The sequence below is a fragment of the Streptomyces griseoluteus genome, from assembly GCF_004784465.1.
GTDB classification, from domain to species: Bacteria; Actinomycetota; Actinomycetes; order Streptomycetales; family Streptomycetaceae; genus Streptomyces; species Streptomyces griseoluteus.
Map to the genome: position 1 here is coordinate 543,550 of NZ_SRRU01000001.1, position 22,519 is coordinate 566,068.

24 protein-coding genes are annotated in these 22,519 nt (G+C 72.5%); 14 read left to right on the top strand and 10 right to left on the bottom strand.

Going from position 1 to position 22,519, the window contains the following annotated elements; translation table 11 throughout:
- Positions 1–11 precede the first annotated feature (11 nt).
- Entirely contained in the window at positions 12–872 is an 861-nt protein-coding gene (gene folP, locus E5082_RS02680) for a dihydropteroate synthase (protein WP_135789665.1), read from the bottom strand.
- Positions 873–1,028: 156 nt separating this feature from the next.
- On the opposite strand from folP, the gene E5082_RS02685 reads away from it, so the two are divergent.
- A complete protein-coding gene (locus tag E5082_RS02685) occupies positions 1,029–1,376 on the top strand; it encodes a DivIVA domain-containing protein (RefSeq protein ID WP_135789666.1) in 348 nt (115 codons plus the stop codon).
- Entirely contained in the window at positions 1,373–1,969 is a 597-nt protein-coding gene (locus tag E5082_RS02690; RefSeq protein WP_135789667.1) for a DNA-3-methyladenine glycosylase I, read from the top strand. Before E5082_RS02685 ends, E5082_RS02690 begins: the two co-directional genes overlap by 4 nt.
- A gap of 59 nt (positions 1,970–2,028) precedes the next feature.
- Here E5082_RS02690 and chcB read toward each other — a convergent pair whose 3' ends face one another.
- Positions 2,029–2,835: a 2-cyclohexenylcarbonyl CoA isomerase gene (gene chcB, locus E5082_RS02695; RefSeq protein WP_135789668.1), complete on the bottom strand. Its 807-nt coding sequence runs from the start codon at positions 2,833–2,835 to the stop codon at positions 2,029–2,031.
- 372 nt (positions 2,836–3,207) lie between these two features.
- On the opposite strand from chcB, the gene E5082_RS02700 reads away from it, so the two are divergent.
- Positions 3,208–3,375 carry a DUF3117 domain-containing protein gene (locus tag E5082_RS02700; RefSeq protein ID WP_018544333.1) on the top strand — a complete coding sequence of 56 codons (168 nt, stop codon included), beginning with the start codon at positions 3,208–3,210 and terminating at the stop codon, positions 3,373–3,375.
- An 84-nt stretch (positions 3,376–3,459) separates the two neighbouring features.
- Here E5082_RS02700 and E5082_RS02705 read toward each other — a convergent pair whose 3' ends face one another.
- A complete protein-coding gene (locus E5082_RS02705; protein ID WP_078858418.1) occupies positions 3,460–4,173 on the bottom strand; it encodes an O-methyltransferase in 714 nt (237 codons plus the stop codon).
- A 229-nt stretch (positions 4,174–4,402) separates the two neighbouring features.
- Here E5082_RS02705 and sigE point away from each other — a divergent pair, with 229 nt between their 5' ends.
- From sigE to E5082_RS02730, 5 genes are all read left to right on the top strand, one after another.
- Positions 4,403–5,113 (top strand): RNA polymerase sigma factor SigE, encoded by a 711-nt coding sequence (sigE, locus tag E5082_RS02710; protein ID WP_135789669.1) that lies wholly within the window; start codon positions 4,403–4,405, stop codon positions 5,111–5,113.
- The gene (locus E5082_RS02715; RefSeq protein WP_135789670.1) at positions 5,110–5,979 is read left to right on the top strand and encodes an anti-sigma factor family protein; all 870 of its coding nucleotides are present in this window, start codon (positions 5,110–5,112) and stop codon (positions 5,977–5,979) included. Before sigE ends, E5082_RS02715 begins: the two co-directional genes overlap by 4 nt.
- A 69-nt stretch (positions 5,980–6,048) precedes the next feature.
- Positions 6,049–7,959, top strand: a complete 1,911-nt coding sequence (locus E5082_RS02720; RefSeq protein ID WP_135789671.1) for a S1C family serine protease — start codon at positions 6,049–6,051, stop codon at positions 7,957–7,959.
- Positions 7,960–8,043: 84 nt separating this feature from the next.
- On the top strand, positions 8,044–8,499 hold the full coding sequence (locus E5082_RS02725; RefSeq protein ID WP_135789672.1) for a sec-independent translocase: 456 nt from the start codon (positions 8,044–8,046) through the stop codon (positions 8,497–8,499).
- A 270-nt stretch (positions 8,500–8,769) separates the two neighbouring features.
- Positions 8,770–9,441 (top strand): hypothetical protein, encoded by a 672-nt coding sequence (locus E5082_RS02730; RefSeq protein ID WP_167513994.1) that lies wholly within the window; start codon positions 8,770–8,772, stop codon positions 9,439–9,441.
- Positions 9,442–9,502: 61 nt separating this feature from the next.
- On the opposite strand, the gene E5082_RS02735 is transcribed toward E5082_RS02730, so the two are convergent.
- The 3 genes from E5082_RS02735 to E5082_RS02745 are packed head-to-tail and all read right to left on the bottom strand — an operon-like array spanning position 9,503 to position 12,545.
- Entirely contained in the window at positions 9,503–10,636 is a 1,134-nt protein-coding gene (locus tag E5082_RS02735) for an Mrp/NBP35 family ATP-binding protein (RefSeq protein WP_135789674.1), read from the bottom strand.
- 42 nt (positions 10,637–10,678) lie between these two features.
- A complete protein-coding gene (locus tag E5082_RS02740) occupies positions 10,679–11,248 on the bottom strand; it encodes a DUF1003 domain-containing protein (RefSeq protein WP_135789675.1) in 570 nt (189 codons plus the stop codon).
- Positions 11,241–12,545: a magnesium transporter MgtE N-terminal domain-containing protein gene (locus E5082_RS02745; RefSeq protein WP_135789676.1), complete on the bottom strand. Its 1,305-nt coding sequence runs from the start codon at positions 12,543–12,545 to the stop codon at positions 11,241–11,243. The genes E5082_RS02740 and E5082_RS02745 overlap by 8 nt, the downstream gene beginning before the upstream one ends.
- 205 nt (positions 12,546–12,750) lie before the next feature.
- Between E5082_RS02745 and E5082_RS02750 the strand changes: the two genes are divergently transcribed.
- Entirely contained in the window at positions 12,751–13,488 is a 738-nt protein-coding gene (locus tag E5082_RS02750) for a hypothetical protein (RefSeq protein ID WP_190045322.1), read from the top strand.
- Between the two features lie 11 nt (positions 13,489–13,499).
- On the opposite strand, the gene E5082_RS02755 is transcribed toward E5082_RS02750, so the two are convergent.
- Positions 13,500–14,030 carry a hypothetical protein gene (locus E5082_RS02755; protein WP_135789677.1) on the bottom strand — a complete coding sequence of 177 codons (531 nt, stop codon included), beginning with the start codon at positions 14,028–14,030 and terminating at the stop codon, positions 13,500–13,502.
- Between the two features lie 23 nt (positions 14,031–14,053).
- The gene (locus E5082_RS02760) at positions 14,054–15,172 is read right to left on the bottom strand and encodes a magnesium and cobalt transport protein CorA (RefSeq protein ID WP_135789678.1); all 1,119 of its coding nucleotides are present in this window, start codon (positions 15,170–15,172) and stop codon (positions 14,054–14,056) included.
- A 459-nt stretch (positions 15,173–15,631) separates the two neighbouring features.
- Between E5082_RS02760 and E5082_RS02765 the strand changes: the two genes are divergently transcribed.
- From E5082_RS02765 to E5082_RS02780, 4 genes are all read left to right on the top strand, one after another.
- Positions 15,632–16,228 carry a suppressor of fused domain protein gene (locus tag E5082_RS02765; RefSeq protein ID WP_135789679.1) on the top strand — a complete coding sequence of 199 codons (597 nt, stop codon included), beginning with the start codon at positions 15,632–15,634 and terminating at the stop codon, positions 16,226–16,228.
- A 139-nt stretch (positions 16,229–16,367) separates the two neighbouring features.
- Positions 16,368–17,015 (top strand): DUF6758 family protein, encoded by a 648-nt coding sequence (locus E5082_RS02770; protein WP_135789680.1) that lies wholly within the window; start codon positions 16,368–16,370, stop codon positions 17,013–17,015.
- Between the two features lie 94 nt (positions 17,016–17,109).
- A complete protein-coding gene (locus E5082_RS02775) occupies positions 17,110–17,976 on the top strand; it encodes a PHP domain-containing protein (RefSeq protein WP_135789681.1) in 867 nt (288 codons plus the stop codon).
- 126 nt (positions 17,977–18,102) lie between these two features.
- Positions 18,103–18,708, top strand: a complete 606-nt coding sequence (locus E5082_RS02780) for a MarC family protein (RefSeq protein ID WP_135789682.1) — start codon at positions 18,103–18,105, stop codon at positions 18,706–18,708.
- Positions 18,709–18,753: 45 nt separating this feature from the next.
- On the opposite strand, the gene E5082_RS32250 is transcribed toward E5082_RS02780, so the two are convergent.
- Positions 18,754–18,909 (bottom strand): hypothetical protein, encoded by a 156-nt coding sequence (locus E5082_RS32250; protein WP_086693633.1) that lies wholly within the window; start codon positions 18,907–18,909, stop codon positions 18,754–18,756.
- 213 nt (positions 18,910–19,122) lie between these two features.
- On the opposite strand from E5082_RS32250, the gene E5082_RS02785 reads away from it, so the two are divergent.
- Positions 19,123–20,025, top strand: a complete 903-nt coding sequence (locus E5082_RS02785; protein WP_135790111.1) for an NYN domain-containing protein — start codon at positions 19,123–19,125, stop codon at positions 20,023–20,025.
- Positions 20,026–20,079: 54 nt separating this feature from the next.
- On the opposite strand, the gene E5082_RS02790 is transcribed toward E5082_RS02785, so the two are convergent.
- Complete coding sequence (locus E5082_RS02790; RefSeq protein WP_244321571.1) at positions 20,080–22,452, bottom strand: DEAD/DEAH box helicase; 2,373 nt, start codon at positions 22,450–22,452, stop codon at positions 20,080–20,082.
- Between the last annotated feature and the right edge of the window lie 67 nt (positions 22,453–22,519).

Sequence of the window (22,519 nt, forward strand, 5' to 3'; positions counted from 1 at the left end):
GGAGATCCCTGTCAGGCGAGACCCCTGCGGGCCGTCGCCGGGGGCCGGTGGCCCGCGATCGACGCCACCATGTCCAGCACCTGCCGGGTCTCCGCGACCTCGTGCACCCGGTAGACCTGCGCCCCGAGCCACGCCGAGACCGCCGTGGTCGCCAGCGTGCCGATCAGCCGCTGCTTCACCGGCCGGTCCAGCGTCTCCCCGACGAAGTCCTTGTTGGACAGCGAGACCAGCACCGGCCAGCCCGTCGCCACCATCTCGTCCAGCCGGCGCGTGGCCTCCAGGCTGTGCCGGGTGTTCTTGTTGAAGTCGTGCCCCGGATCGATCAGCACCGACTCGCGCGGCACCCCCAGCGCCACCGCCCGCTCCGCCAGCCCCACGGTCACGTCCAGGATGTCGGCCATCACGTCCTCGTACGCCACCCGGTGCGGCCGGGTACGGGGCTCCGCGCGCCCGGCGTGCGTGCACACCAGGCCCACCCGGTGGCGGGCGGCGACCTCCGCGAGACCGGGGTCCACGCCGCCCCACGCGTCGTTCAGCAGGTCCGCGCCCGCCTCGCACACCGCCTCGCCGACCTCGGCCCGCCAGGTGTCCACGCTGATGACCACGTCGGGGAAGCGGCGCCGGACCTCCGCCACGAAACCGACCGTGCGCCGGGCCTCCTCCCCGGCGGTGACCTCCTCGCCCGGCCCGGCCTTCACCCCGCCGATGTCGACGATGGCCGCGCCCTCGGCCACGGCGCGCTCCACGCGCGCGAGGGCGGCGTCGTCGGCGAACGTCGCGCCCCGGTCGTAGAAGGAGTCCGGGGTCCGGTTGACGATCGCCATGATCACCGGCTCGTGCGGCCCGAATTCCCGCTTGCCCAGCCTGAGCATCCCCTGTGACCTCTCCTCGTACCTCGGACGTCCGGCGCCTCGCGGCCCGCGCTGTCAGCGTCGCATGGCACGATCGGACCCAGACACATCCGGCTTCCGGACGCGAGGTCCGAAGGGACCCGGCGTCCGGCACATCGAGCTTGGGGAACCCTGGCGATGCTGATGTTCTTGTTCCTGGTCCTCGCGCTGGCCGTCGTGGTCGGCGCGGTGACGCTCGCCGTGGTGGGCGGCGGCGAGAGCGCCCCGCTCCCGGACGCCGCGCCCGAGCGGCTCCAGGACCCGCTGCCCGCGGACCGCCCGCTGCACGGCACCGATGTGGAGAGCCTGCGCTTCCCGGTCGCCGCGCGCGGCTACCGCATGGCCGACGTGGACGACGCGCTCAGCCGCCTCGCCGCCGAACTCGGCGAGCGGGACGCCCGGATCGCGGACCTCCAGAGCGCGCTCGCCGGTGCCCGCGCCGTGCGGCCCCGGCCGGAGGAGCCCGGCCCGGAGGACGGCCGATGAGCACCGGGCAGGCCCTCGCCGGGGCGGACGGCGCACTGCGCTGCCCCTGGGCGCTCTCCACCGACGACTACGTCTCGTACCACGACGACGAGTGGGGGCGTCCGGTGCACGGCGACGACGCCCTCTTCGAGCGGCTCAGCCTGGAGGCGTTCCAGTCCGGGCTGTCCTGGATCACGATCCTGCGGCGCCGGCTCACCTTCCGGCTCGCCTTCGCCGACTTCCGGATCGAGAAGGTCGCCGCCTTCACCGAGGCGGACCGCGAGCGTCTTCTCGCCGACCCCGGCATCATCCGCAACCGCGCCAAGGTCGATGCCACGCTCGCCAACGCGCGCGTGCTCGCGGACTGGTCCGAGGGCGAACTGGACGAGCTGATCTGGTCCCACGCCCCCGACCCGGCCGGGCGTCCCGTGCCCAAGGTGCTCGGCGACGTGGCGGCGGTGACCCCGGAGTCCACGGCCCTGTCCAAGGCGCTGAAGAAGCGGGGCCTCAGGTTCGTCGGCCCGACCACGGCGTACGCCCTGATGCAGGCGTGCGGCCTGGTCGACGATCACCTGGAAGCCTGCGTCAGCCGGGGCGCGGCCACCCGCGGCTGAGACGCCCTCCGGCCGGGGCGGGGGCCAACCGGCTTGCCCCGCCCGGCCGTTCAGGGAGATCAGCGGCCCACGTACTTGGGCTTCTCCTTCTGCACGAACGCCTGCACGGCGATGACGTGGTCCTCGGAGGCGCCCGCCCGGGTCTGCAGCTCGTCCTCCTTCTCCAGCGCCTCGTCCAGCGAGTGCGTCAGCCCGTACGCCACGGCCTCCTTGATCGCCGCGTACGCGACCGTCGGCCCCTCGGCCAGGGCACGTGCCACCTTCTCGGCCTCGGCGCGCAGCTCGGCGGCCGGGACGACCCGGTTGGCGATGCCCAGCTCCAGCGCCTCCTGGGCGCCGATGGTGCGGGGGAAGAGCAGCAGGTCGGTGGCGCGGCCGGTGCCGATCACTCGGGGCAGCGTCCAGGAGAGCCCCGAGTCCGCGCTGAGCGCCACGCCCGCGAACGAGGTGTTGAACGCGGCGGTGTCCGCCACCAGGCGGTAGTCAGCGAGCAGCGCGAAGCCGAAGCCCGCGCCGGCCGCCACGCCGTTGACCGCGGCGATCACCGGCTTCTTCGCACCCGCCAGCGCCCGCGCGATCGGGTTGTAGTGCTCCTTGACGGTGCTCATCGTCTGGCCGCCGCCCCCGCCCTCACGGTCGGCGGCGAGCAGCCCGATGTGTTCCTTGAGGTCCTGGCCCACGCAGAACGCCCGCTCGCCCGCCGCCGTCAGCAGGATCGCCCGCACCGCGTCGTCCGCCGCCGCGGCCTCGACGGCCTCGCGCAGCGCGTTCTTGGTGGCGATGTTCAGCGCGTTCATCGCCTCGGGGCGGTTCAGCGTGATCGTGGCGAGCCCGTCGTTCACCTCGTGGAGCACGGTGTCGGCCATGGCGCGTCCCCTCCGTTTCGCGTGATGACGTACCGGCCGGTACGTCGTTGTCCGGGGACAGCATGGCGGAGATCTCGGCCCCGCAGTCCCACCGGACGTGTGACCTGCGTCTAACAAAACCGCCACAGACGTGACCGGCGGGTGTGCCGAGGGTGGCGCAGTATCGCAGGCACATCCCCGAATTGAGTGGTTTTGCTCGCGCGCGTTGTGCAGCCGATGCGGACCGATGTTGGTCATCGGGTCCTGGGATGCGGGATAATGGCTGGGAAGCAATGTGTTCGATGCCGGTGTCGCGTGTCCCTCCTGGACCGCGGGTGCCCTCCGTGGGGTCGTCGGCAGACGATGAGCCTGGTTTCAGGAAGGGGTACGAGCATGGCGGCCATGAAGCCGCGGACGGGTGATGGCCCGCTCGAGGTGACCAAGGAGGGGCGGGGCATCGTCATGCGCGTTCCGCTCGAAGGCGGCGGTCGACTCGTCGTCGAGCTGACCCCCGACGAGGCAGAGGCGCTCGGCGACGCCCTCAAGAAGGTCGTCGTCTGACGCGCTGCGATCTTTTCCTCCCGACCGCCCCGGTACCCGTCAGGTGCCGGGGCGGTCGCGTTTCCGGGGGGCCGGGCCGGGGGTTCAGCGCTTGACGGCGCAGAGCAGCCCATCGCCGACCGGCAGCAGCGAGGTCACCAGCTCCGGGCTCTCGCGCACCGTGCGCAGCAGCTCGCGCAGCCGGACCACCTCGGTGGGCTGCGGACCGGAGTCGACCGTGCGGCCGCTTGCGAACACGCCCTCGAAGACCACCAGGCCACCGGGCCGCAGCAGGCGCAACGATTCAGCGAGGTAGTCCGAGTACTCCAGCCGGTCGCCGTCGCAGAAGACGAGGTCGTAGCCCGAGTCCGCGAGGCGGGGCAGCACGTCGAGGGCGGGGCCGGGGATGAACCGGGCGCGGTTGCTGGCGAAGCCGCAGGCGCGGAACGCCTGCCGCGCGAACTGCTGGTGCTCCGGCTCGGGATCGACGGTGGTCAGGACGCCGTCGGGGCGCATTCCGTGCAGCAGATGGATGCCGGACACCCCGCAGCCGGTGCCGATCTCCGCGACCGCCTTGGCGTCCACGGAGGCGGCGAGCAGACGCAGCGCGGCGCCCGTGCTGGGCGCCACCGAGCGCAGCCCCGCGTCGCGGGCACGGTCCCGGGCCCAGAGCAGCGCTTCGTCCTCGGCGACAAAGGCGTCGGCGAACGCCCAGCTCGTCTGCCGGTTGCCGGTAATGACCCTCTCCTGTCCCCGTGGTTGCCTCGGCGTGACTGTATCCGTTGCGCCGGGAACCCGCTGATGGGACCGAGCGTTCACAGGGGAGAGCCGGGGTGCGGAGAGCGCGACCGGCACGCGACGGGGGTGAGAGGTGACGGAGGGTGTGGATCACATGCTGACGCGGGTGGATGAGCCGGGTCAGCGCGTGTCAAATTTTCGTAAAACCGCTTATCCGGAGCTAACGGGCGAGGTGGCTATGGTAGGGGCTCCACTGGACACCACCAGAGCCGACAGGGGAGGTGCGGCCGCACCCGAGGACCGAGGGGGAGTGCTGCGGCGCTTTCTCGGGTCGGGCAGGCCGAAATCCGTGACCGACACCGCTGCTGACCACCACGCCGCCGGTCCCGCCCCGGGCGGGACCCAGACCGCGACCTTCGCCACCGACGCGGACGGGCAGGCGTGGACTCCGCCCACCTGGGAGGAGATCGTCAGCACGCACAGCGGCCGTGTCTACCGCCTCGCCTACCGCCTGACGGGCAACCAGCACGACGCCGAGGACCTCACGCAGGAGGTCTTCGTCCGGGTCTTCCGCTCGCTGTCGACGTACTCGCCGGGCACCTTCGAGGGCTGGCTGCACCGCATCACCACCAACCTCTTCCTGGACATGGTCCGGCGCAAGCAGCGCATCCGCTTCGACGCCCTGGGCGACGACGCGGCCGAGCGCCTGCCCAGCCGCGAGCCGTCCCCGCAGCAGGTCTTCAACGACGCCCACTTCGACGCCGACGTCCAGCAGGCGCTGGACACCCTCGCGCCGGAGTTCCGCGCGGCCGTGGTGCTGTGCGACATCGAGGGGCTGTCGTACGAGGAGATCGCCGCGACCCTCGGGGTCAAGCTGGGCACCGTCCGCTCCCGTATCCACCGGGGGCGTTCGCAGCTCCGCAAGGCCCTGGCCCACCGTTCTCCCGAGGCCCGCAAGGCCGAGCGCCGCTCGTTCATGCCCCGGGTGCCCGCGCTGGGGGGAGGGGGCACGCCCGCGTGAGTGGAACCGGTACCGATCCCGCGGAGGCGCACCTCGCGGAACAGCATCTGGGGGACCGGCTCTCCGCCCTGGTGGACGGAGAACTGGGTCATGAGTCGCGCGACCGAGTCCTCGCCCACCTGGCCACCTGCTGCCGGTGCCGGGCGGAGGCCGACGCGCAGCGCCGGCTGAAGAACGTGTTCGCGGAGGCCGCCCCGCCGCCGCCCTCCGAGTCCTTCCTCGCCCGCCTCCAGGGCCTGCCCGGCGGCGACGCCGACGGGCCCGGCGGGCGGTTCGCCTTCAGTTACGTCCCGGCCGACTCCGGGCACGCCCCCGAGCAGCGCGGCTTCCGTATCCATCCCGTCGCCGACCGGCCCTCTTCGCGCGGGCTGCGGTTCGCCGCCGCCGCCGCCGGAGCGGTGTCCCTCGCTGCCGTGGCCCTCGGCGGTGTCACCACCGCCCTTCCGGGTGACCTCGCGGCCGACGCCCGCGGTGGTCCGGGCAACGGAAGCAACGTCGCCCCCTCACGTTCGGCCGGTACGGGTGCGAGTACGGGTACGGGTGCCCCCGACACCCAGCGGCGTCGCTCTCCCGCCCCGCTGCTCGCGCAGGGCGGGGGCGCGCTCAACCGCACCCCGGCCGCGCAGGTCTCCGCCTCCGCGCCGCTGCTGCCGGGCATTCCGGCGCCGGTCGACGCGCGGGTCCAGGACACCGCGCGGGACCTCGCCATGCCGGTGATGGCCGGCGCGGCCGCCGTCTCCCCGCTGATACGTCCCCTCGGCGAGACCACCCCCTTCTCCCTGGACTCCTGGCCCCTGGCGTCCCCTTCCACCGAGACCACCACGGCAGCCGCCCCCACCAACTCCCCCTCACCCTCGGCCCCCTGACCCCCCGATCCCTGGTTGAATCCCGTAAGGCCGTCCCCGCACGGCCTCCACACCGCGACTGGGGAGAGCATGAACGAGGGTCACCCGAAGCCGCCCGCACCCAGCGACGACTTCGAACTGGCCAAGCCGGCGGCTGCCGCCGGGTTCGACGGTTCCAGGACAGGCCGCGAGCCCGGCGACCGGCACCCTGCCGAGGCGGACCGGCCCGCCGAGCCGGACGGGGACGAAGACGCTCCCGCCCGCGATCCGCTCGGCGGCCACGGCTCGCACGGAGGCGCGCCGTCGGTCGCTTCCGAGGCAGGGGACGGCGGGGACGCCGTCCGGTCGCCCGCACCCGGCGACGGCAGCGCTGCCGAGCCGCCACATGGCGACCCTCGCGGCTCACGGGACGAGCCCCGCGAGACCGCCGACGTCCGCCCGGCCGACCCGCGTGCGGACGCCGCCGTCTCCGGCCCTCCCAAGCCGTTGCACGACCCCGACCCCTACGGGACCCCTCCCTACGGCGGGCCGGGCCCCTGGGCCCCCGCGCCGCCCGTCCAGCACCCCATGGCGACCCCGGCCCCCGCCACCTGTGTGACGGCCCCGTCCGGCCCCGTGTCCCCGGCCGAGCCCGGCGCCCCCGATCTCCACGTCGAGCCGGGCCCCCGGGCCTTGGCGTCCTCGGCCCACGGCACGCCCCTCGCGGACCTGCCCGCCTCGGCCCCCACCGTCCCGGCGCCCGCCCAGTCCCCGGAAGTCGCCCCCGCCCCGGCGCCGGGTCAGGACGTCCAGGACCTGGCACCCCAGCAGGACCCCCGAGCCCCCCGCTACGACCCCTGGAACCCCGCCCCCCTCCAGCACCCCGGCGCCCCCGCGACCGACGTGCAGCGGCAGTGGCCCGGCTGGAAGAAGGTCCTCGGGGCCTTCCTCGGCATCACGCTGCTCGCCGCCGGCATCGGCGGGTTCCTCGGCGCCTGGGTCGAGCGGGAAGGGACGACGACCGTGCGGCTGCCGCGGGCCGGGGCCGTGCCGGACGGGCGGGAGCGGGACAGCGTGGCCGGGATAGCCGCGCGGGCGTTGCCCGGCGTCGTCACGCTGCATGTGCGGGGCGGGGAAGAGGGCGGGACCGGGACCGGGTTCGTGCTGGACGGGCGGGGGGACATCCTCACCAACAATCACGTCGTGGCGCCCGCGTCCGGCGGTGGGGACATCACCGTGACGTTCAGCAGCGGCGACACCGCCGAGGCGGAGGTCGTCGGGCGGGACAGCGGGTACGACCTGGCCGTCGTCCGGGTGAAGGGCGTACGGGGGCTCACCCCGCTGACCCTCGGCGACTCCGACGCGGTACGCGTGGGCGACCCGGTCGTCGCGATCGGCGCCCCCTTCGACCTGGCCAACACCGTCACCTCCGGCATCGTCAGCGCCAAGGACCGCCCCATCACGGCGGGCGGCGAGAAGGGCGACGGCACCGGCGTCAGCTATGTCGACGCGCTCCAGACCGACGCCCCGATCAACCCCGGCAACTCCGGCGGCCCCCTCCTCGACGCCCACGCCCGCGTGATCGGCGTCAACTCCGCCATCCGCTCCGCGGACCGGGACTCCGACTCCACCGAGAGCCGCTCCGGCTCGATCGGCCTCGGCTTCGCCATCCCGGCCAACCAGGCCCGCCGGGTCGCCGAGGAACTCATCAACACCGGCCATGCCACCCACCCGGTGATCGGCGTGACCCTCGACATGGACTACGCCGGGGACGGCGCCCGTATCGAAAGCGAGGCCGGCGCGAGCGGTCCCGCCGTGCTGAAGGGCGGACCGGGCGACCGGGCCGGACTGAAGCCCGGCGACCTCATCACCGGGGTCGACGGACACCCCGTCCACTCGGGTGAGGAGCTGATCGTCAAGATCCGCGCCCACCGCCCCGGCGACCGTCTCCGCCTGACCGTGGGAAGTCCCGGCGCCGAGCACACCGTCACGCTGCGCCTGGGCGCATCCGGCCGGAACTGACGCAAGTCTCACCTCGGGGCGGTACCGGTCCGGCGGGTGCGCCGGGTACCGTGGGGCGACCGAGGACACGCAAGGAGCTTTCAGGTGTTCAATGACATAGGGCCGCTTGAGCTGGTCACGCTCATCGTCCTCGCCGTGCTCGTCTTCGGTCCGGACAAGCTGCCCAAGTTCATCCAGGACGTCACGCGCACGCTCCGGAAGATCCGGGAGTTCTCGGACAACGCCAAGAACGACATCCGCAGCGAGCTGGGCCCGGAGTTCAAGGACTTCGAGTTCGAGGACCTCAATCCCAAGGCGTTCCTGCGCAAGCAGCTCGACAACGACGAGCTGGGCCTCAAGGACATCCGCAGCACCTTCGACCTGAAGCGCGAGATGGCCGAGCTGACGGACTCCGTGAACGGCCACGACACCGCCTCCGCGCTGCCCGCCCCGACCTCCTCGTCCCCCGCCTCCGCCGCGTCCGGCGGCCGCGTCGACATGACGAAGAAGCCCGAGGCCCCGAAGGACGACCGCCCGCCCTTCGACGCCGACGCCACCTGACGCCGGGGACGGCTTCACCCGGTCGGCCCCGCGCCGCCCGAACAGATCACGACACGCCACGAGACCCGCCTCACCGGGCGGGTTTCGTCGTATGCACCAGCCGGACATCCCGCGTTCGGCCACCCCCGAAGCCCCATGCGCCCGTCGCATTACGGGCAGCCCTCAGCGGTGTGGATATGCTGCCGAGTTGTTGTGCGGACCGGACGCGTACGCCCGAAGGGGGGCGGGCCCATGCCCCGGTCCGACGAGAACGAGGAGGCGTCCGGGCAGATGGAGACCACAAGTCGGGTAAGCGCGCAGACGCCGGCCACCGAGAGCGGCCGGCGCGGCCACCTCGGCGGCCGGACGGTCGACGGCTATCTGCGCGCGCCCTTCCCCTGGTACGGCCTCGACGAGGCGTTCACGGGGCACCGCTGGCTGCTCCAGGTCGGCCTGGCCGCGGACGGCGCGGTGGAGCACGGTTCGATCGGGCACGGCGACGAGCCCTCCGTACGCAACGAACACAGCGCGAACTCCTCGGACGAGCCGCGGGAGAAGTTCGCCGTCGTGGTCACCGTGCCGGTGAACCCCTCCCGCCGCAGCGCGGACGGCACCGGGCTGCTGGAGGCCACCTCGGTCTCCTCGGCCGCCTGGCTGGCGGGGGTGGGCCTGCTGTCGGTCACCTGGCCCGGCCAGATGGACCACACCCTGCGCGACGACTGGCTGGACCAGCAGACCGAGACCGCGTGGGCGCTGGCCGACGACCTCGACGGCTCGGAGTGGGCGAAGCTCTCCTTGCCTGTGGACGGCGTGGCCACGCCCTTCCACTACCGGGAGTCGGAGTTCGGCTGGGTGCTCGCCGGCGCCACCGAGGCGGGGGTCCACATCGGCGCGTACGGCCGGGGGATGAGCGCCTACGGGCTCGGCTTCGCCGTCGTCAAGGACATCGGCGCCTACGCCTGAGAACACCACGGGAGGGGGCGCCGGCGAAAGCCGCCGGCGCCCCCTCCCGTCGTGTCCGGGCTCAGAACTTGTTGCGCGGGGTGATGCCCAGCGACAGCCCCGACAGGCCGCGCTGACGGCCGCCCAGCTTGCCCGCGATGGCACGCAGGGCCGAGCCGGCCGGGGAGTCGGGGTCGGTCAGCACGACCGGCTTGCCCTCGTCGCCGCCCTCGCGCAGCCGCACGTCGATCGGGATGCTGCCGAGCACCGGCACGGTCGCGCCCGTGGTGCGGGTCAGACCGTCCGCGACGAGCTGGCCGCCGCCGGTGCCGAAGATGTCCACCATCTCGTCGCAGTGCGGGCAGGGCAGCCCGGACATGTTCTCGACCACACCGACGATCTTCTGGTGGGTCTGCACCGCGATGGAGCCCGCACGCTCGGCGACCTCGGCCGCGGCCTGCTGCGGGGTGGTGACGACCAGGATCTCCGCGTTCGGCACCAACTGGGCCACCGAGATGGCGATGTCACCGGTGCCCGGCGGCAGGTCCAGCAGCAGCACGTCCAGGTCGCCCCAGTACACGTCCGCCAGGAACTGCTGGAGCGCTCGGTGCAGCATCGGGCCGCGCCAGACGACCGGGGCGTTGCCCGGGGTGAACATGCCGATGGAGATGACCTTCACGCCGTTCGCCGACGGGGGCATGATCATGTTCTCGACCTGGGTGGGCTTGCCGTCCGCGCCCAGCATGCGCGGCACGCTGTGCCCGTAGATGTCGGCGTCCACCACGCCGACCTTCAGGCCGTCGGCGGCCAGCGCGGCCGCCAGGTTCACCGTCACCGAGGACTTGCCGACGCCGCCCTTGCCGGAGGCGACCGCGTAGACGCGGGTGAGGCTGCCGGGCTTGGCGAACGGGACCTCGCGCTCGGCCTGGCCGCCGCGGAGCGCGTTGGCCAGTTCCTTGCGCTGCTCGTCGCTCATCACGTCCAGCGCGACGTCCACCCGGGTGACCCCCTCGACGCGGGAGACCGCCTCGGTCACCCGCTGGGTGATCGTCTCGCGCATGGGGCAGCCGGAGACCGTCAGGTACACCGTGACCGCGACCGCTCCGTCCGCGCCGATCTCCACCGATTTGACCATCCCCAGTTCGGTGATGGGTCGGTTGATCTCGGGGTCGTTCACCGTCGACAGCGCCTCGCGCACCGCGTCTTCCGTAGCCATAGGACGATGGTACGGCGCCCGTGGGGGCCGACGGGTAGTGCCTCAGCGGTCGTCTGCGTCACGCCCGGCGGGGCGGCTTGTCCGTTCCGTCTCCAGTTCGCGTACCAGATCCTGCAGCTCGGACCTGATCCAGTCGCGGGTGGCGACCTCGCCGAGGCCCGCGCGCAGGGCGGCGATCTCGCGGGTCAGGTACTCGGTGTCCGCGATGGACCGCTCGTTCTGCTTGCGGTCCTGCTCCAGGTTGACCCGGTCGCGGTCGTCCTGCCGGTTCTGCGCGAGCAGGATCAGCGGGGCCGCGTAGGACGCCTGGAGGGAGAGCATCAGGGTCAGGAAGATGAAGGGGTAGGAGTCGAACCGCACCACGTCCGGCGCGGCGATGTTCCACACCACCCAGACGATGATGACGACCGTCATCCAGACGATGAAGCGTCCGGTGCCCAGGAACCGGGCGATCTTCTCCGACAGCCGGCCGAACGCCTCCGGGTCCCACTCCGGCAGCATCCGGCGCCGCGGCGGGCGCGGCTGGTCCAGGCGTGGCACGCGCGGACGGGACGCCGTGGCGCCCGCGGGGGCACGGTCGCGGCTCTCGCGGCCACCCTCGCGCTCAGCCATGCGCACCCGCTTCGCGCCCGGCGCCGGTCTCCGGCAGCTCGTCCAGGTGGAACTCCGTCTCGCGCCAGTCGTCGGGGAGCATGTGGTCCAGCACGTCGTCCACGGTCACCGCGCCCAGCAGCGACTTGGACTCGTCCACCACGGGGGCGGCGACCATGTCGTACGTGGCGAAGAACCCGGCGATGACGGGCAGCGTGGCGTCGGGAGCGAGGGGCTGCAGGTCGTCGTCGAGAAGCGAGCTGACCAGCGTGTACGGGGGGTCGCGCAGCAGCCGCTGGAAGTGCACGGTGCCCAGGTACTTGCCGGTCGGCGTCTCGTCCGGGGGGCGGCAGACGTACACCTGGGCGGCGAGCGCGGGGGAGAGGTCGGCGTTGCGGACCCGGGCGAGCGCGTCGGCGACCGTGGCGTCCGGACGCAGCACGATCGGCTCGGTGGTCATCAGCCCGCCCGCGGTGTGCTCCTCGTACGACATCAGGCGCCGCATGTCGGCCGCGTCCTCGGGTTCCATCAGGCTGAGCAGGCGCTCCTTGTCGTCCTCCGGCAGCTCGCCCAGCAGGTCGGCGGCGTCGTCGGGGTCCATGGCCTCCAGGACGTCGGCGGCGCGCTCCTCCTTCAGCTTGCCGAGGATCTCGATCTGGTCGTCCTCCGGCAGCTCCTCCAGCACGTCGGCGAGCCGGTCGTCGTCCAGGGCGGCGGCCACCTCCGCGCGCCGCTTGGGGGAGAGGTGGTGCAGGACGTTGGCGAGGTCGGCGGGGCGCAACTGCTCGAAGGTGGCGAGCAGGTTCTCCGCGCCCTGCCCGTGCTCCTCCAGGGAGAACCCGGTGACGGCCGACCACTCCACGGTCAGCGTCTCTCCCCTGGCCCGGCGGAAGGCGCCGCCCTTCTTCCCCTTGCGGACGAAGACCCGGTCCACCTCCCATTCGCGGCGGGCCGGCAACTGCTGCACGGAGAGGTCGAGGACGGTGACCTCCTCGTCGGTCTCCACCAGCTTCACCCGGCGGTCCAGCAGCTCGCCGAAGACCAGGCGCTCGGTGGGCCGCTGCTCGAAGCGGCGGACGTTGACCACCCCGGTGGAGATGACCTGGCCGGAGTCGATGCCGGTCACGCGGGTCATCGGCAGGAAGATGCGGCGCCGGGTGGACAGCTCCACGACCAGCCCGAGCACGCGGGGCGGACGGCGGCCCACACGCAGCATGACGACGATGTCGCGGACCCGGCCGACCTGGTCGCCCGCCGGGTCGAAGACGGGGACCCCGGCGAGGTGCGACACGAAGATCCGGGGGACACCGGCTGCCATCTGTGCTTCCTTTGCCGTGCTCGGGACGCGGAGAGAATTGGTTCGGATTCGCTCTGATATGGCCACGCTTGTGCGCTTCAGGCTAGCCCGTACCGATAGGAAACGCCCCGGTGGGGGGTCCGGACGGACGGGCTCCGCCCGGGGCTCGTGCCCCCGGTACGCTGCCGTACGCCCATTCGGCACCGGCAGAGAGGCAGCCCCACCTGTGACTGCGATTCCCCAGGCACGCATCCGGAGAACCGCGCGGGTGGCCGCGCTGTGCGTGCTGGCCGCGTCGGCACTGACGATGCTGACGGGATGCGGCGAGGAGGACCCGGACGCCGGGACCAACGGGGTGGGCAGGCTGCCCGCGCGGAAGATCCAGACACAGAGCCGGGCGGCGGCCGACGCGGCACCGGCGGTGCACCTGGCCGGGACCGTCGTCACCGGCGGCGTCTCCTTCAAGCTGGACATGCGGCTGAAGTCCGGGGGCGGCAGCGGCTCGGTGACCTCCAAGGGCTCCACCTTCCAACTGCTGCGCGTCGGCGACGAGCTGTACGTGAAGGCCGACGCCGCCTTCTGGAACCACGGCGGGGACACCTCCGCCGCGGGCAAGCTGGACGGCAAGTACGTGAAGGTCCCCCAGAAGGACCCGGCGTACCGGAAGTTCAGCGGCTTCACCGAGAAGGACGTGCTGCTGCCCGCTCTGCTCACCCTGCACGGCAAGCTCGCCACGGCCGGCCACCACACCCAGGCCGGCACCCGCACGATCCGGGTCACCGGCGACGGCGGCCCCGGCGGCACCCTCGACGTCTCCCTGGAGGGCAAGCCCTACCCGCTGCGGCTGGTGCGCGGCGGCGGCGCCGGCACGCTCACCTTCTCCGAGTGGGGCAAGGACTTCCCCGCCGCCGAGCCCGCCAAGTCCGAGACGGTCGACTATGGCGGCCAACTGCCCGGCTCCTGAAGGCTGTTGGTCTAACTCCGCCTGCGCCGTCCGCCCAGCAGCCTGGGCAGCGCGGCCGGTGCCGGGACGCGGGTGGTGGCCGGGGTGGGCAGCGGGGGCTCGGCCAGACTGCCGGTGGGCGAAGGCTCCACCGCCCCGGTGGGGACCAGGCGCAGCACCGTGCAGTCGCGGGCCCAGCGGGCCGGGATCTCCTCGGCGCCGGGGGCGTTGAGCCGCTTGCCCTTCAACTCCGCGACGGCCGCCTCCCATTCGGGCGAGGCCGGGTCCAGCCGGTGTGCGGTGGCCCGCCAGGTGACGAGCCGGCCGCCCTTGTCCTTGCTGCGCACCGCCACCTCGGCCGCACCGCCGTCGGTGAGACCGGGCAGCGGCTGCTCGCCCGGGCCGTCACCGACCAGCAGGGCCGCGCCCTCGTGCCAGACGTGCCAGAGCGGGCGCGCGGCGGGCGCCCCGGCGCCCCGGACCCAGATCAGGCCGGACTTCCTGGTGGCCTCCTCGATGAGGGCCTGGTCGAAAAGGGCCTGTGCGGGCGGCTCGGTGGTCATGCGCCCAGCCTATCCAGCGGTGCTCAGAGCCAGCCGTTGCGCTTCAGCGTGCGGTGGATGCCCAGACAGAGGGCGACCGTGACGCTCATGATCACCGGGTAGCCGTACTTCCAGTGCAGCTCGGGCATGTACTTGAAGTTCATGCCGTAGACCCCGCACACCATGGTGGGCACGGCGATGATCGCGGCCCAGGCGGTGATCTTGCGCATGTCCTCGTTCTGCGCGACGGACGCCTGCGCCAGGTTGGCCTGGAGGATCGAGTTCAGCAGCTCGTCGAAGCCCATGACCTGCTCGTGCACCCGGGCCACGTGGTCGGCGACGTCACGGAAGTACTTCTGGATGTCCGGGTCGACCAGCCGCATCGGCCGCTCGCTCAGCAGCTGCATCGGGCGCTGCAGCGGGGCGACCGCGCGCTTGAACTCCAGTACCTCGCGCTTGAGCTGGTAGATCCGGGCCGAGTCGACACCGCGCGAGACACCGCCGTTGCGGCCGGGGGAGAAGACCTCCGTCTCCACCTCGTCGATGTCGTCCTGCACCGAGTCCGCGACCGCGATGTAGCCGTCCACCACATGGTCGGCGATGGCGTGCAGCACCGCCGAGGGACCCTTGGCGAGCAGCTCGGGGTCCTCCTGGAGCCGGTGGCGCAGCGCCCGGAGCGAGCCCTGACCGCCGTGCCGGACGGTGATGAAGAAGTCCCGGCCGGTGAAGCACATGACCTCGCCGGTGTCGATGACCTCGCTGCTGGCGGTGAGCTGGTCGTGCTCGACGTAGTGGACGGTCTTGAACACGGTGAACAGGGAGTCGTCGTACCGCTCCAGCTTCGGGCGCTGGTGGGCCTGGACCGCGTCCTCCACGGCCAGCGGGTGGAGCCCGAAGGCGCTCGCGATGCCGGCGAACTCGGCCTCGGTCGGCTCGTGCAGGCCGATCCAGACGAACCCGCCGTCCCTGCGCGCCTCGCGCATCGCCTCCTGCGGGCTGAGGGTGCGTCCGCTCTCCACCCGGGCGCCGTCGCGGTAGACGGCGCAGTCGACCACGGCCGAGGACGTGGTGGTGTCGGGTTCGAAGGGAGCGGCCGCCTCCTTGCGCGGGACCGGGCGAGCGGACGGTCGGACCACGGCTCGCAGGTCGCGGATCATCGACATGGGCAGGCTCCTTCGCGGGCGGGCAACGAAAGTGCGCCTGCGACGGGTGGAACTACCCGGAATGGGGACGTTCGGACTGCATACGTTTGGCACGTCCACAAAGCGGGGAGCACCGCACCGTCGCGGTGGCGACTTCGCTACTGATGCAGGACTGAGTGAGATCAGGCAGATCAGGCAAAGCGAAACGAAGTGCTCTTCCGGACGGCGAAGCGAACGAAAAGGTGGCAGTCAGCCAGGAACGACATCAACAGCCGGAAGAACGAGTGGTACTGCACGGTCGACTTCGATCCATGACAGCCCCACCTCCTCCGGCCGGTCCCTCGTAAGGGAGTCTCATCGGCGTCGGGGACTCGACGGCGAGCATGTGCACGCGGCCCCGAACCACCGGCTCAGCGTAGCAGCAGCCCATCGTGTCAAGGCGCAGCTTTGCCTGCCGCTGACGAGATCTATGCTCACCGCATGGTTGATGTTCTTCCCCTGGTCGAGGCGCGGCTGAACTCGGCGCTCGGTGAACCGGATGCGCGCGCCTCGGTCACCTTCCTCGGCGCCGACCGTATCGAGGTGCTGCGCTTCCAGGAGGGGGACGTGGTCCGCTACGCCACGCTGGGCATGTCGGCGCATCCCATGAGCGACCCCACGGCCATGGTGGTCGACCCCGTTGAGGGGCCGCGTGCCGAGCTGGTCCTCTCCGTCCGGGCGGGCATCACCGACACCGGTCCCGTGCTCCGCCCGCTCGCCGTGCTCGCCGCGTCCCCGCAGGTCGAGGGCGTGATCGTGGCACCCGGTGCCTCGCTGGACGTGGGGGAACCGCTGTGGCCCGGCGCGCCCTTCACCTCGGTACTGGTGGGGGAGCCGGGCGGGCTGGTGGAGGACCTGGAGCTGGACACCCCGCTGGACCCGGTGCGCTTCCTGCCGCTGCTGCCGATGACCCCGAACGAGGCGGCGTGGAAGCGGGTGCACGGGGCCGCGGCGCTGCAGGAGCGGTGGCTCAGCCACGGCACGGATCTGCGCGACCCGAACCGTGCGTCGGTGCCGCTGGGGCCGTCGCCCGAGTGAGGCCGGGGTGCGGCCGGAGTGAGCAAGCTCACCAAGTGCCGTGCAGGGGCGCGGAGTTGGCCGGACTCCGGAATCGGGCCGGGGCCGTACGGGTGATCGTCCTTGACGTGCGGCGGCCGGGGTAGGACCGTGGGGCTCTATGAGGGGCGAACCCAGTTGCCCGAGGTGTGGTGGCCGGGTCCGGGCGCCCGGTCTCTTCGCCGACACGTGGCAGTGCGACACGCACGGCGCGGTGTACCCGCTGCAGCCCGTGATCCCGCCCAGCGTCGAGGCCCTCACCGCCGTGGTGCAGCGCACCCGCGTCCCGCTGTGGATGCCGTGGCCGCTGCCGGTCGGCTGGCTGTTCACCGGCGTCGCCTACGCGGGCGACGCCCCTGGCGGCGGCCGGGCCACCGTGGTGGCCTGCTCGGGACCCAGCCCGCTCGGCGGGCCGGGCGAGCTGATCCTCGTCGCCGAGGAACTGGGCGTCGGCCTCGGCGCGCGGTACGCGGGCCTCGACGGCCCCGACCCCGGCCCCTACCTGGACGTGGAGAAGCCGCCGCAGGCCAAGGTGCTGGCGACCGGCCGTCCCACCCCGCTCTGGCACGTCGACGGTGTCCCGGACGACCGCGCCGTCTTCGCCGGCGAGGCGCTCGGTGTCTGGCTGTGGGCGGTCACCTGGCCCGCGCAGTCCGGCCTGCTGATGTACGACGAACTGGTGCTGACCGACCTCAGGGACGCGGGCCCCGAGGTGGACCTGGTGCCCTGCGGGGTGCTCTCGCCCCGGCTGATGCGCCCCGACCTGTAGGGGGCGCCTCCGGGGAGCGGGGGTGACAGGGCATGCCGTACGCGCGGCTATCCTTAGGTGTCCTCACCGTCCCCGCGAGCCGTCTGGAGCAGCCGTGCGCATCGACCTGCACTGCCACTCCACCGCCTCCGACGGCACGGACACCCCGGCCGAGCTGATGCGCGCGGCCGCCGGCGCCGGACTGGACGTGGTCGCGCTGACCGACCACGACACCACCCGTGGATACGCCGAGGCCCTGGCCGCCCTGGCCGCATTGCCCGAGGGATTCACCCTCGTCACCGGCGCCGAGCTCTCCTGCCGGATCGACGGCGTCTCCCTGCACCTGCTGGCCTACCTCTTCGACCCCGAGGAGCCTGCCCTGCTCGCCGAGCGCGAGCTGGTCCGGGACGACCGGGTGCCGCGCGCCCACGCGATGATCGCCAAGCTGAACGCGCTCGGCGTACCGGTCACCCGGGAGCAGGTCGAGCGGATCGCCGCCGGGGGCACGGTGGGCCGGCCGCACGTCGCGTCCGCGCTGGTGGAGCTGGGTGTCGTCCCGACCGTGAGCGACGCGTTCACGCCCGAGTGGCTGGCCGACGGCGGGCGGGCCTACGTGGACAAGCACGAGACCGATCCGCTGGAGGCGATCCGGCTGGTGAAGAGCGCGGGCGGCGTGACCGTCCTCGCCCACCCGGCCGCCGCCAAGCGCGGCCGCACGGTGTCGCCGGACGCGATCGCCGCGATGGCCGCCGCCGGGCTCGACGGACTCGAAGCCGACCACACCGAGCACGACCAGGCCACCCGGACCCGCCTGCGCGGCCTGGCGAAGGACCTGGACCTGCTGGTCACCGGCTCCTCGGACTACCACGGCACCCGCAAGTCGGTCGCGCTCGGCGAGAACACCACCGACCCCGAGGTCTACGGCGAGATCATCCGCCGGGCGACCGGCGCGTTCCCCGTACCGGGGACCGGCGGGGCCTGAGCCCCGGCGCCACCCTTCTGCTTTCCCCCGCCCGATCACCCGCACGTCCGCCGTGCGCGCCCGCTTCCTGCCCCTGACGGGGCCCAGGGTGCCCTACGGCGGTGGCTCCATCATGCAAGGCACACGATGTTCGACCTCGCCGTCTTCGGCTCCCTGTTCCTGACCCTCTTCGTCATCATGGACCCGCCGGGGATCACCCCGATCTTCCTCGCCCTCACCGCGGGGCGGCCCGCCAAGGTCCAGAAGCGGATGGCCTTCCAGGCCGTCTGTGTGGCGGGCGGGGTCATCGCCGTGTTCGGCGTCCTCGGCCACCAGATCCTGAACTATCTGCACGTCTCGGTCCCCGCGCTGATGATCGCGGGCGGACTGCTGCTCCTGCTGATCGCGCTCGATCTGCTCACCGGCAAGACCGACGAGCCCAAGCAGACCAAGGACGTCAATGTCGCCCTGGTACCGCTGGGCATGCCGCTGCTCGCCGGGCCCGGCGCGATCGTCTCGGTGATCCTGGCCGTACAGAAGGCCGGAAGTGCCGCCACGCAGGTCTCGGTGTGGGCGGCGATCCTCGCCATCCATGTCGTGCTGTGGCTGGTGATGCGTTACTCGCTGCTGGTCATCAAGGTCATCAAGGACGGCGGTGTCGTCCTGGTGACACGGCTCGCGGGCATGATGCTCTCCGCGATCGCCGTGCAGCAGATCATCAACGGGGTCACTCAGGTGATCCGGGGAAGCTGAGACTCGGCCTCGGCTTCCCCGGAAGGCTTGAGTGCGTCGTGCGCCCTACGAGGCCGGGCAGCCTTCTGCGGGGCGGATCCACAGGCGCTGGCCGATGGCGGCCGCCTGCTGCACGATCCGGTTGACGGAGGCGGCGTCCACGACGGTGCTGTCCACGGTCGAGCCGTCGACCTCGTCGAGTCGCATGATTTCGAAGCGCATGAAGGCTTCTCCCTTCGTCTGGTCATCCTCCAGAGGAGAACTACTGGTGTGCGACGTGTTGTCGCGGTGTCACATGTCTAGACAACGAGCGGCCCACCGCAAACATTCCCTACGCTAAGGAAATTTTTTCACGGGCTAATTACTGTCCGGTAAAAAGACTTCGTGACGGGACTGACGGGGACCGGTTGTGTTCGCAGCGTGACGGCCGGGACAATGGACTCGATGAACGAAGACCTGGCGGCTCTGGGTGCCCGCATCGACCACACCAACGAACTGCTTCAACGCATGCTCGTCGAGGTGGCGAAGACACCCTCCACCCACGCGATCTTCGTGGACGCGGGCTATCTCTTCGCGGCCGCCGGCCGCCTGGTGGCCGGCACCGAGGACCGCCGCGCCTTCGACCTGGACGCCGAGGGTCTGATCGACGCGCTCATCGACAAGGCCCGCTCGATCTTCGCCGACAGCCGCCTGCTGCGCGTGTACTGGTACGACGGCGCCCGTCGCCGCATCCACACCGCCGAGCAGCAGTCGATCGCCGAACTGCCCGACGTCAAGGTCCGCCTCGGCAACCTCAACGCCCACAACCAGCAGAAGGGCGTCGACTCCCTGATCCGCACCGACCTGGAGTCCCTCGCCCGCCACCGCGCCATCAGCGACGCTGCGCTCCTCGGCGGCGACGAGGACCTCGTGTCGGCGGTCGAGGCGGCGCAGGGGTACGGGGCGCGGGTCCACCTGTGGGGCATCGAGGCGCCCGAGGGCCGCAACCAGGCCGAGCCGCTGCTGTGGGAGGTCGACAGCCAGCGCACCTTCGACCTGGAGTTCTGCAAGCCGTACGTCTCCCGCCGCACGGCCGCCGCCTACGAGGCCACGGGCAACCGGCCCACCCGTGAGGACGTGCGCTTCGTCGGCGCCCAGATCGCGGCGAAGTGGCTGGTCTCGCGGGGCCGGGACAGCCTGATGGAGCTTCTCCCCGGCCACCCGTACCTGCCCGGCTCGGTCGACCAGGATCTCCTGGTGGAGGCGGAGGGGCTGCTCCAGTACTCCCTGCGCGGCCAGGCCGACCTGCGCCGGTCCCTGCGGGACGGCTTCTGGGAGCACCTGCAGACGCAGTACTGACAGCGGTGAGGCCCGGCCCCCTGTCGTAGGGGGCCGGGCCTCACCCGATGCTGCTTACGCCTCGGTGGGCTCCACGGCCGCGACCTTGCGGGTACGGCGGCGCGGCTTGACCTCCGGCTCCTCGGTCGCCTGCGCCGGGATGTCCGACGCGACGGCCTTGGCGGCGGTCTTCCGGGTACGGCGGGGCTTGACCTCGGCCTCGGGGGCCTCGGCCGGCTCCGCCGCGGCCGTCTTGGCCTCGGCGGTCTTGCGGGTGCGACGCGGCTTGGCCTCGGCGGCCTCCGCGACCTCGGCGGCCTCCGCGACCTCGGCGGTTTCAACGGCCTTGGCGGCGGCGGTCTTGCGCGTGCGGCGGGGCTTGGCCTCGGCCTCGGGGGCCTCGACCGCGTCCACGGCCGTCTCCGCGGCAGCCGCCTTGCGGGTGCGGCGCTTCGGCGCCTCGGCGACCGGCGCCTCGACGGCGGCCTCGGGGGCCGCCTCCGCGGCCTTGCGTGTACGGCGACGGGGCTGCTTGGGGGCCTCGGCCACGGCGGTCTCCGCGACCGTCTCCACGACGGGCGCCTCGACGACGGCCTCGGGGGCCGCCTCCACGGCCTTGCGTGTACGGCGACGGGGCTGCTTGGGGGCCTCGGCCACGGCGGTCTCCGCGACCGTCTCCACGACGGGCGCCTCGACGACGGCCTCGGGGGCCGCCTCCACGGCCTTGCGTGTACGGCGACGGGGCTGCTTCGGGGCCTCGGCCACGGCGGCCTCGGGGGCCGCATCCACGACCGGCGCCTCGACGACGGCCTCGGTCACGGCCGGAGCCGGCTCGGCGCGCTTGCGGGTGCGGCGACGCGGCTGGGCGGGAGCCTCGGTCACGGCCTCCGGCGTCTCGACCGTCTCGACGACGGCGACGGGCGCAGCCGCCGCCTCGCCCGACCCGCCGCGCGTACGACGACGGCGGCGCGGGGTGCGGGGAGCCTGCGGCTCCTCGACGGAGGTGGTCTCCGCCGGGGCGGCACCGGCCTCCACCGGCGCACCGCCGCGCATCCGGCGGCGACGGCGCGGAGTGCGCTCGGAACGGTCCGAACGCTCGGGCTCCGGTGCGGCCTCGGGACGCCCGCCACGGCCGGGACGGCCACCGCGCGCACCGCGGCCGCCGGTCTCGCCGAGGTCCTCCACCATCTCCGCGTCGAGCCCGGCGCGCGTGCGCTCCGAGCGGGGCAGGACACCCTTGGTGCCGGCCGGGATGTCGAGGTCGGAGAAGAGGTGCGGGGACGTCGAGTACGTCTCCACCGGGTCGTTGAAGTCCAGCTCCAGCGCCTTGTTGATGAGCTGCCAGCGCGGGATGTCGTCCCAGTCGACGAACGTGACGGCCGTGCCCTTGTTGCCGGCGCGGCCGGTGCGGCCGACGCGGTGCAGGTAGGTCTTCTCGTCCTCGGGGGACTGGTAGTTGATGACGTGGGTCACGCCGCCGACGTCGATGCCGCGCGCGGCCACGTCGGTGCAGACCAGCACGTCCACCTTGCCGTTGCGGAAGGCGCGCAGCGCCTGCTCGCGGGCGCCCTGGCCGAGGTCGCCGTGGACCGCGCCGGAGGCGAAGCCCCTGCGCTGGAGCTGCTCGGCGATGTCAGCGGCCGTGCGCTTGGTACGGCAGAAGATCATCGCCAGACCGCGGCCCTCGGCCTGCAGTATGCGGGCGATCATCTCCGGCTTGTCCATGGAGTGGCCGCGGTAGACGAACTGCTTGATGTTGGCGACCGTCACGCCCTCGTCGTCCGGCGCGGTGGCGCGGATGTGCGTGGGGCGGGACATGTAGCGGCGGGCGAGACCGATGACCGCGCCCGGCATGGTGGCCGAGAACAGCATGGTCTGACGCTTGGCCGGCAGCATGTTGACGATCTTCTCGACGTCGGGCAGGAAGCCCAGGTCGAGCATCTCGTCGGCCTCGTCCAGCACCAGGCACTTGACGTGGCTGAGGTCCAGCTTCTTCTGGCCCGCGAGGTCCAGCAGCCGGCCGGGGGTGCCGACGACGATGTCGACGCCCTTGTTCAGGGCCTCGACCTGCGGCTCGTAGGCACGGCCGCCGTAGATGGCGAGGACGCGGACGTTGCGCACCTTGCCGGCGGTCAGCAGGTCGTTGGTGACCTGGGTGCACAGCTCGCGGGTGGGCACGACGATGAGCGCCTGCGGCGCGCTGGTCAGGGCCTCCGGGGCGGCACGGCCGGCCTCGACGTCGGCGGGAACGACGACGCGCTCCAGCAGCGGCAGGCCGAAACCGAGGGTCTTGCCCGTGCCGGTCTTGGCCTGGCCGATGACGTCGCTGCCCGACAGGGCGACCGGAAGGGTCAGCTCCTGGATCGGGAAGGGGTTGATGATGCCGACGGCTTCCAGGGCCTCGGCGGTCTCGGAAAGAATGCCGAGGTCACGAAATGTCGTAGTCAGGGTTTTGCCTCTTCTTGTGTGCGCGGTGCGAGGCGAGCGCGGGGATCATGTCTGACCGTGCCGGGCA

Excerpts from the sequence above, each read along its gene's own strand:
- folP (WP_135789665.1), bottom strand. The coding sequence starts at position 872 with ATGCTCAGGCTGGGCAAGCGGGAATTCGGGCCGCACGAGCCGGTGATC.
- E5082_RS02685 (WP_135789666.1), top strand. The coding sequence starts at position 1,029 with ATGCTGATGTTCTTGTTCCTGGTCCTCGCGCTGGCCGTCGTGGTCGGC.
- E5082_RS02690 (WP_135789667.1), top strand. The coding sequence starts at position 1,373 with ATGAGCACCGGGCAGGCCCTCGCCGGGGCGGACGGCGCACTGCGCTGC.
- chcB (WP_135789668.1), bottom strand. The coding sequence starts at position 2,835 with ATGGCCGACACCGTGCTCCACGAGGTGAACGACGGGCTCGCCACGATC.
- E5082_RS02700 (WP_018544333.1), top strand. The coding sequence starts at position 3,208 with ATGGCGGCCATGAAGCCGCGGACGGGTGATGGCCCGCTCGAGGTGACC.
- E5082_RS02720 (WP_135789671.1), top strand. The coding sequence starts at position 6,049 with ATGAACGAGGGTCACCCGAAGCCGCCCGCACCCAGCGACGACTTCGAA.
- E5082_RS02730 (WP_167513994.1), top strand. The coding sequence starts at position 8,770 with ATGGAGACCACAAGTCGGGTAAGCGCGCAGACGCCGGCCACCGAGAGC.
- E5082_RS02735 (WP_135789674.1), bottom strand. The coding sequence starts at position 10,636 with ATGGCTACGGAAGACGCGGTGCGCGAGGCGCTGTCGACGGTGAACGAC.
- E5082_RS02740 (WP_135789675.1), bottom strand. The coding sequence starts at position 11,248 with ATGGCTGAGCGCGAGGGTGGCCGCGAGAGCCGCGACCGTGCCCCCGCG.
- E5082_RS02745 (WP_135789676.1), bottom strand. The coding sequence starts at position 12,545 with ATGGCAGCCGGTGTCCCCCGGATCTTCGTGTCGCACCTCGCCGGGGTC.
- E5082_RS02755 (WP_135789677.1), bottom strand. The coding sequence starts at position 14,030 with ATGACCACCGAGCCGCCCGCACAGGCCCTTTTCGACCAGGCCCTCATC.
- E5082_RS02760 (WP_135789678.1), bottom strand. The coding sequence starts at position 15,172 with ATGTCGATGATCCGCGACCTGCGAGCCGTGGTCCGACCGTCCGCTCGC.
- E5082_RS02765 (WP_135789679.1), top strand. The coding sequence starts at position 15,632 with ATGGTTGATGTTCTTCCCCTGGTCGAGGCGCGGCTGAACTCGGCGCTC.
- E5082_RS02770 (WP_135789680.1), top strand. The coding sequence starts at position 16,368 with ATGAGGGGCGAACCCAGTTGCCCGAGGTGTGGTGGCCGGGTCCGGGCG.
- E5082_RS02780 (WP_135789682.1), top strand. The coding sequence starts at position 18,103 with ATGTTCGACCTCGCCGTCTTCGGCTCCCTGTTCCTGACCCTCTTCGTC.
- E5082_RS32250 (WP_086693633.1), bottom strand. The coding sequence starts at position 18,909 with ATGCGCTTCGAAATCATGCGACTCGACGAGGTCGACGGCTCGACCGTG.
- E5082_RS02785 (WP_135790111.1), top strand. The coding sequence starts at position 19,123 with ATGGACTCGATGAACGAAGACCTGGCGGCTCTGGGTGCCCGCATCGAC.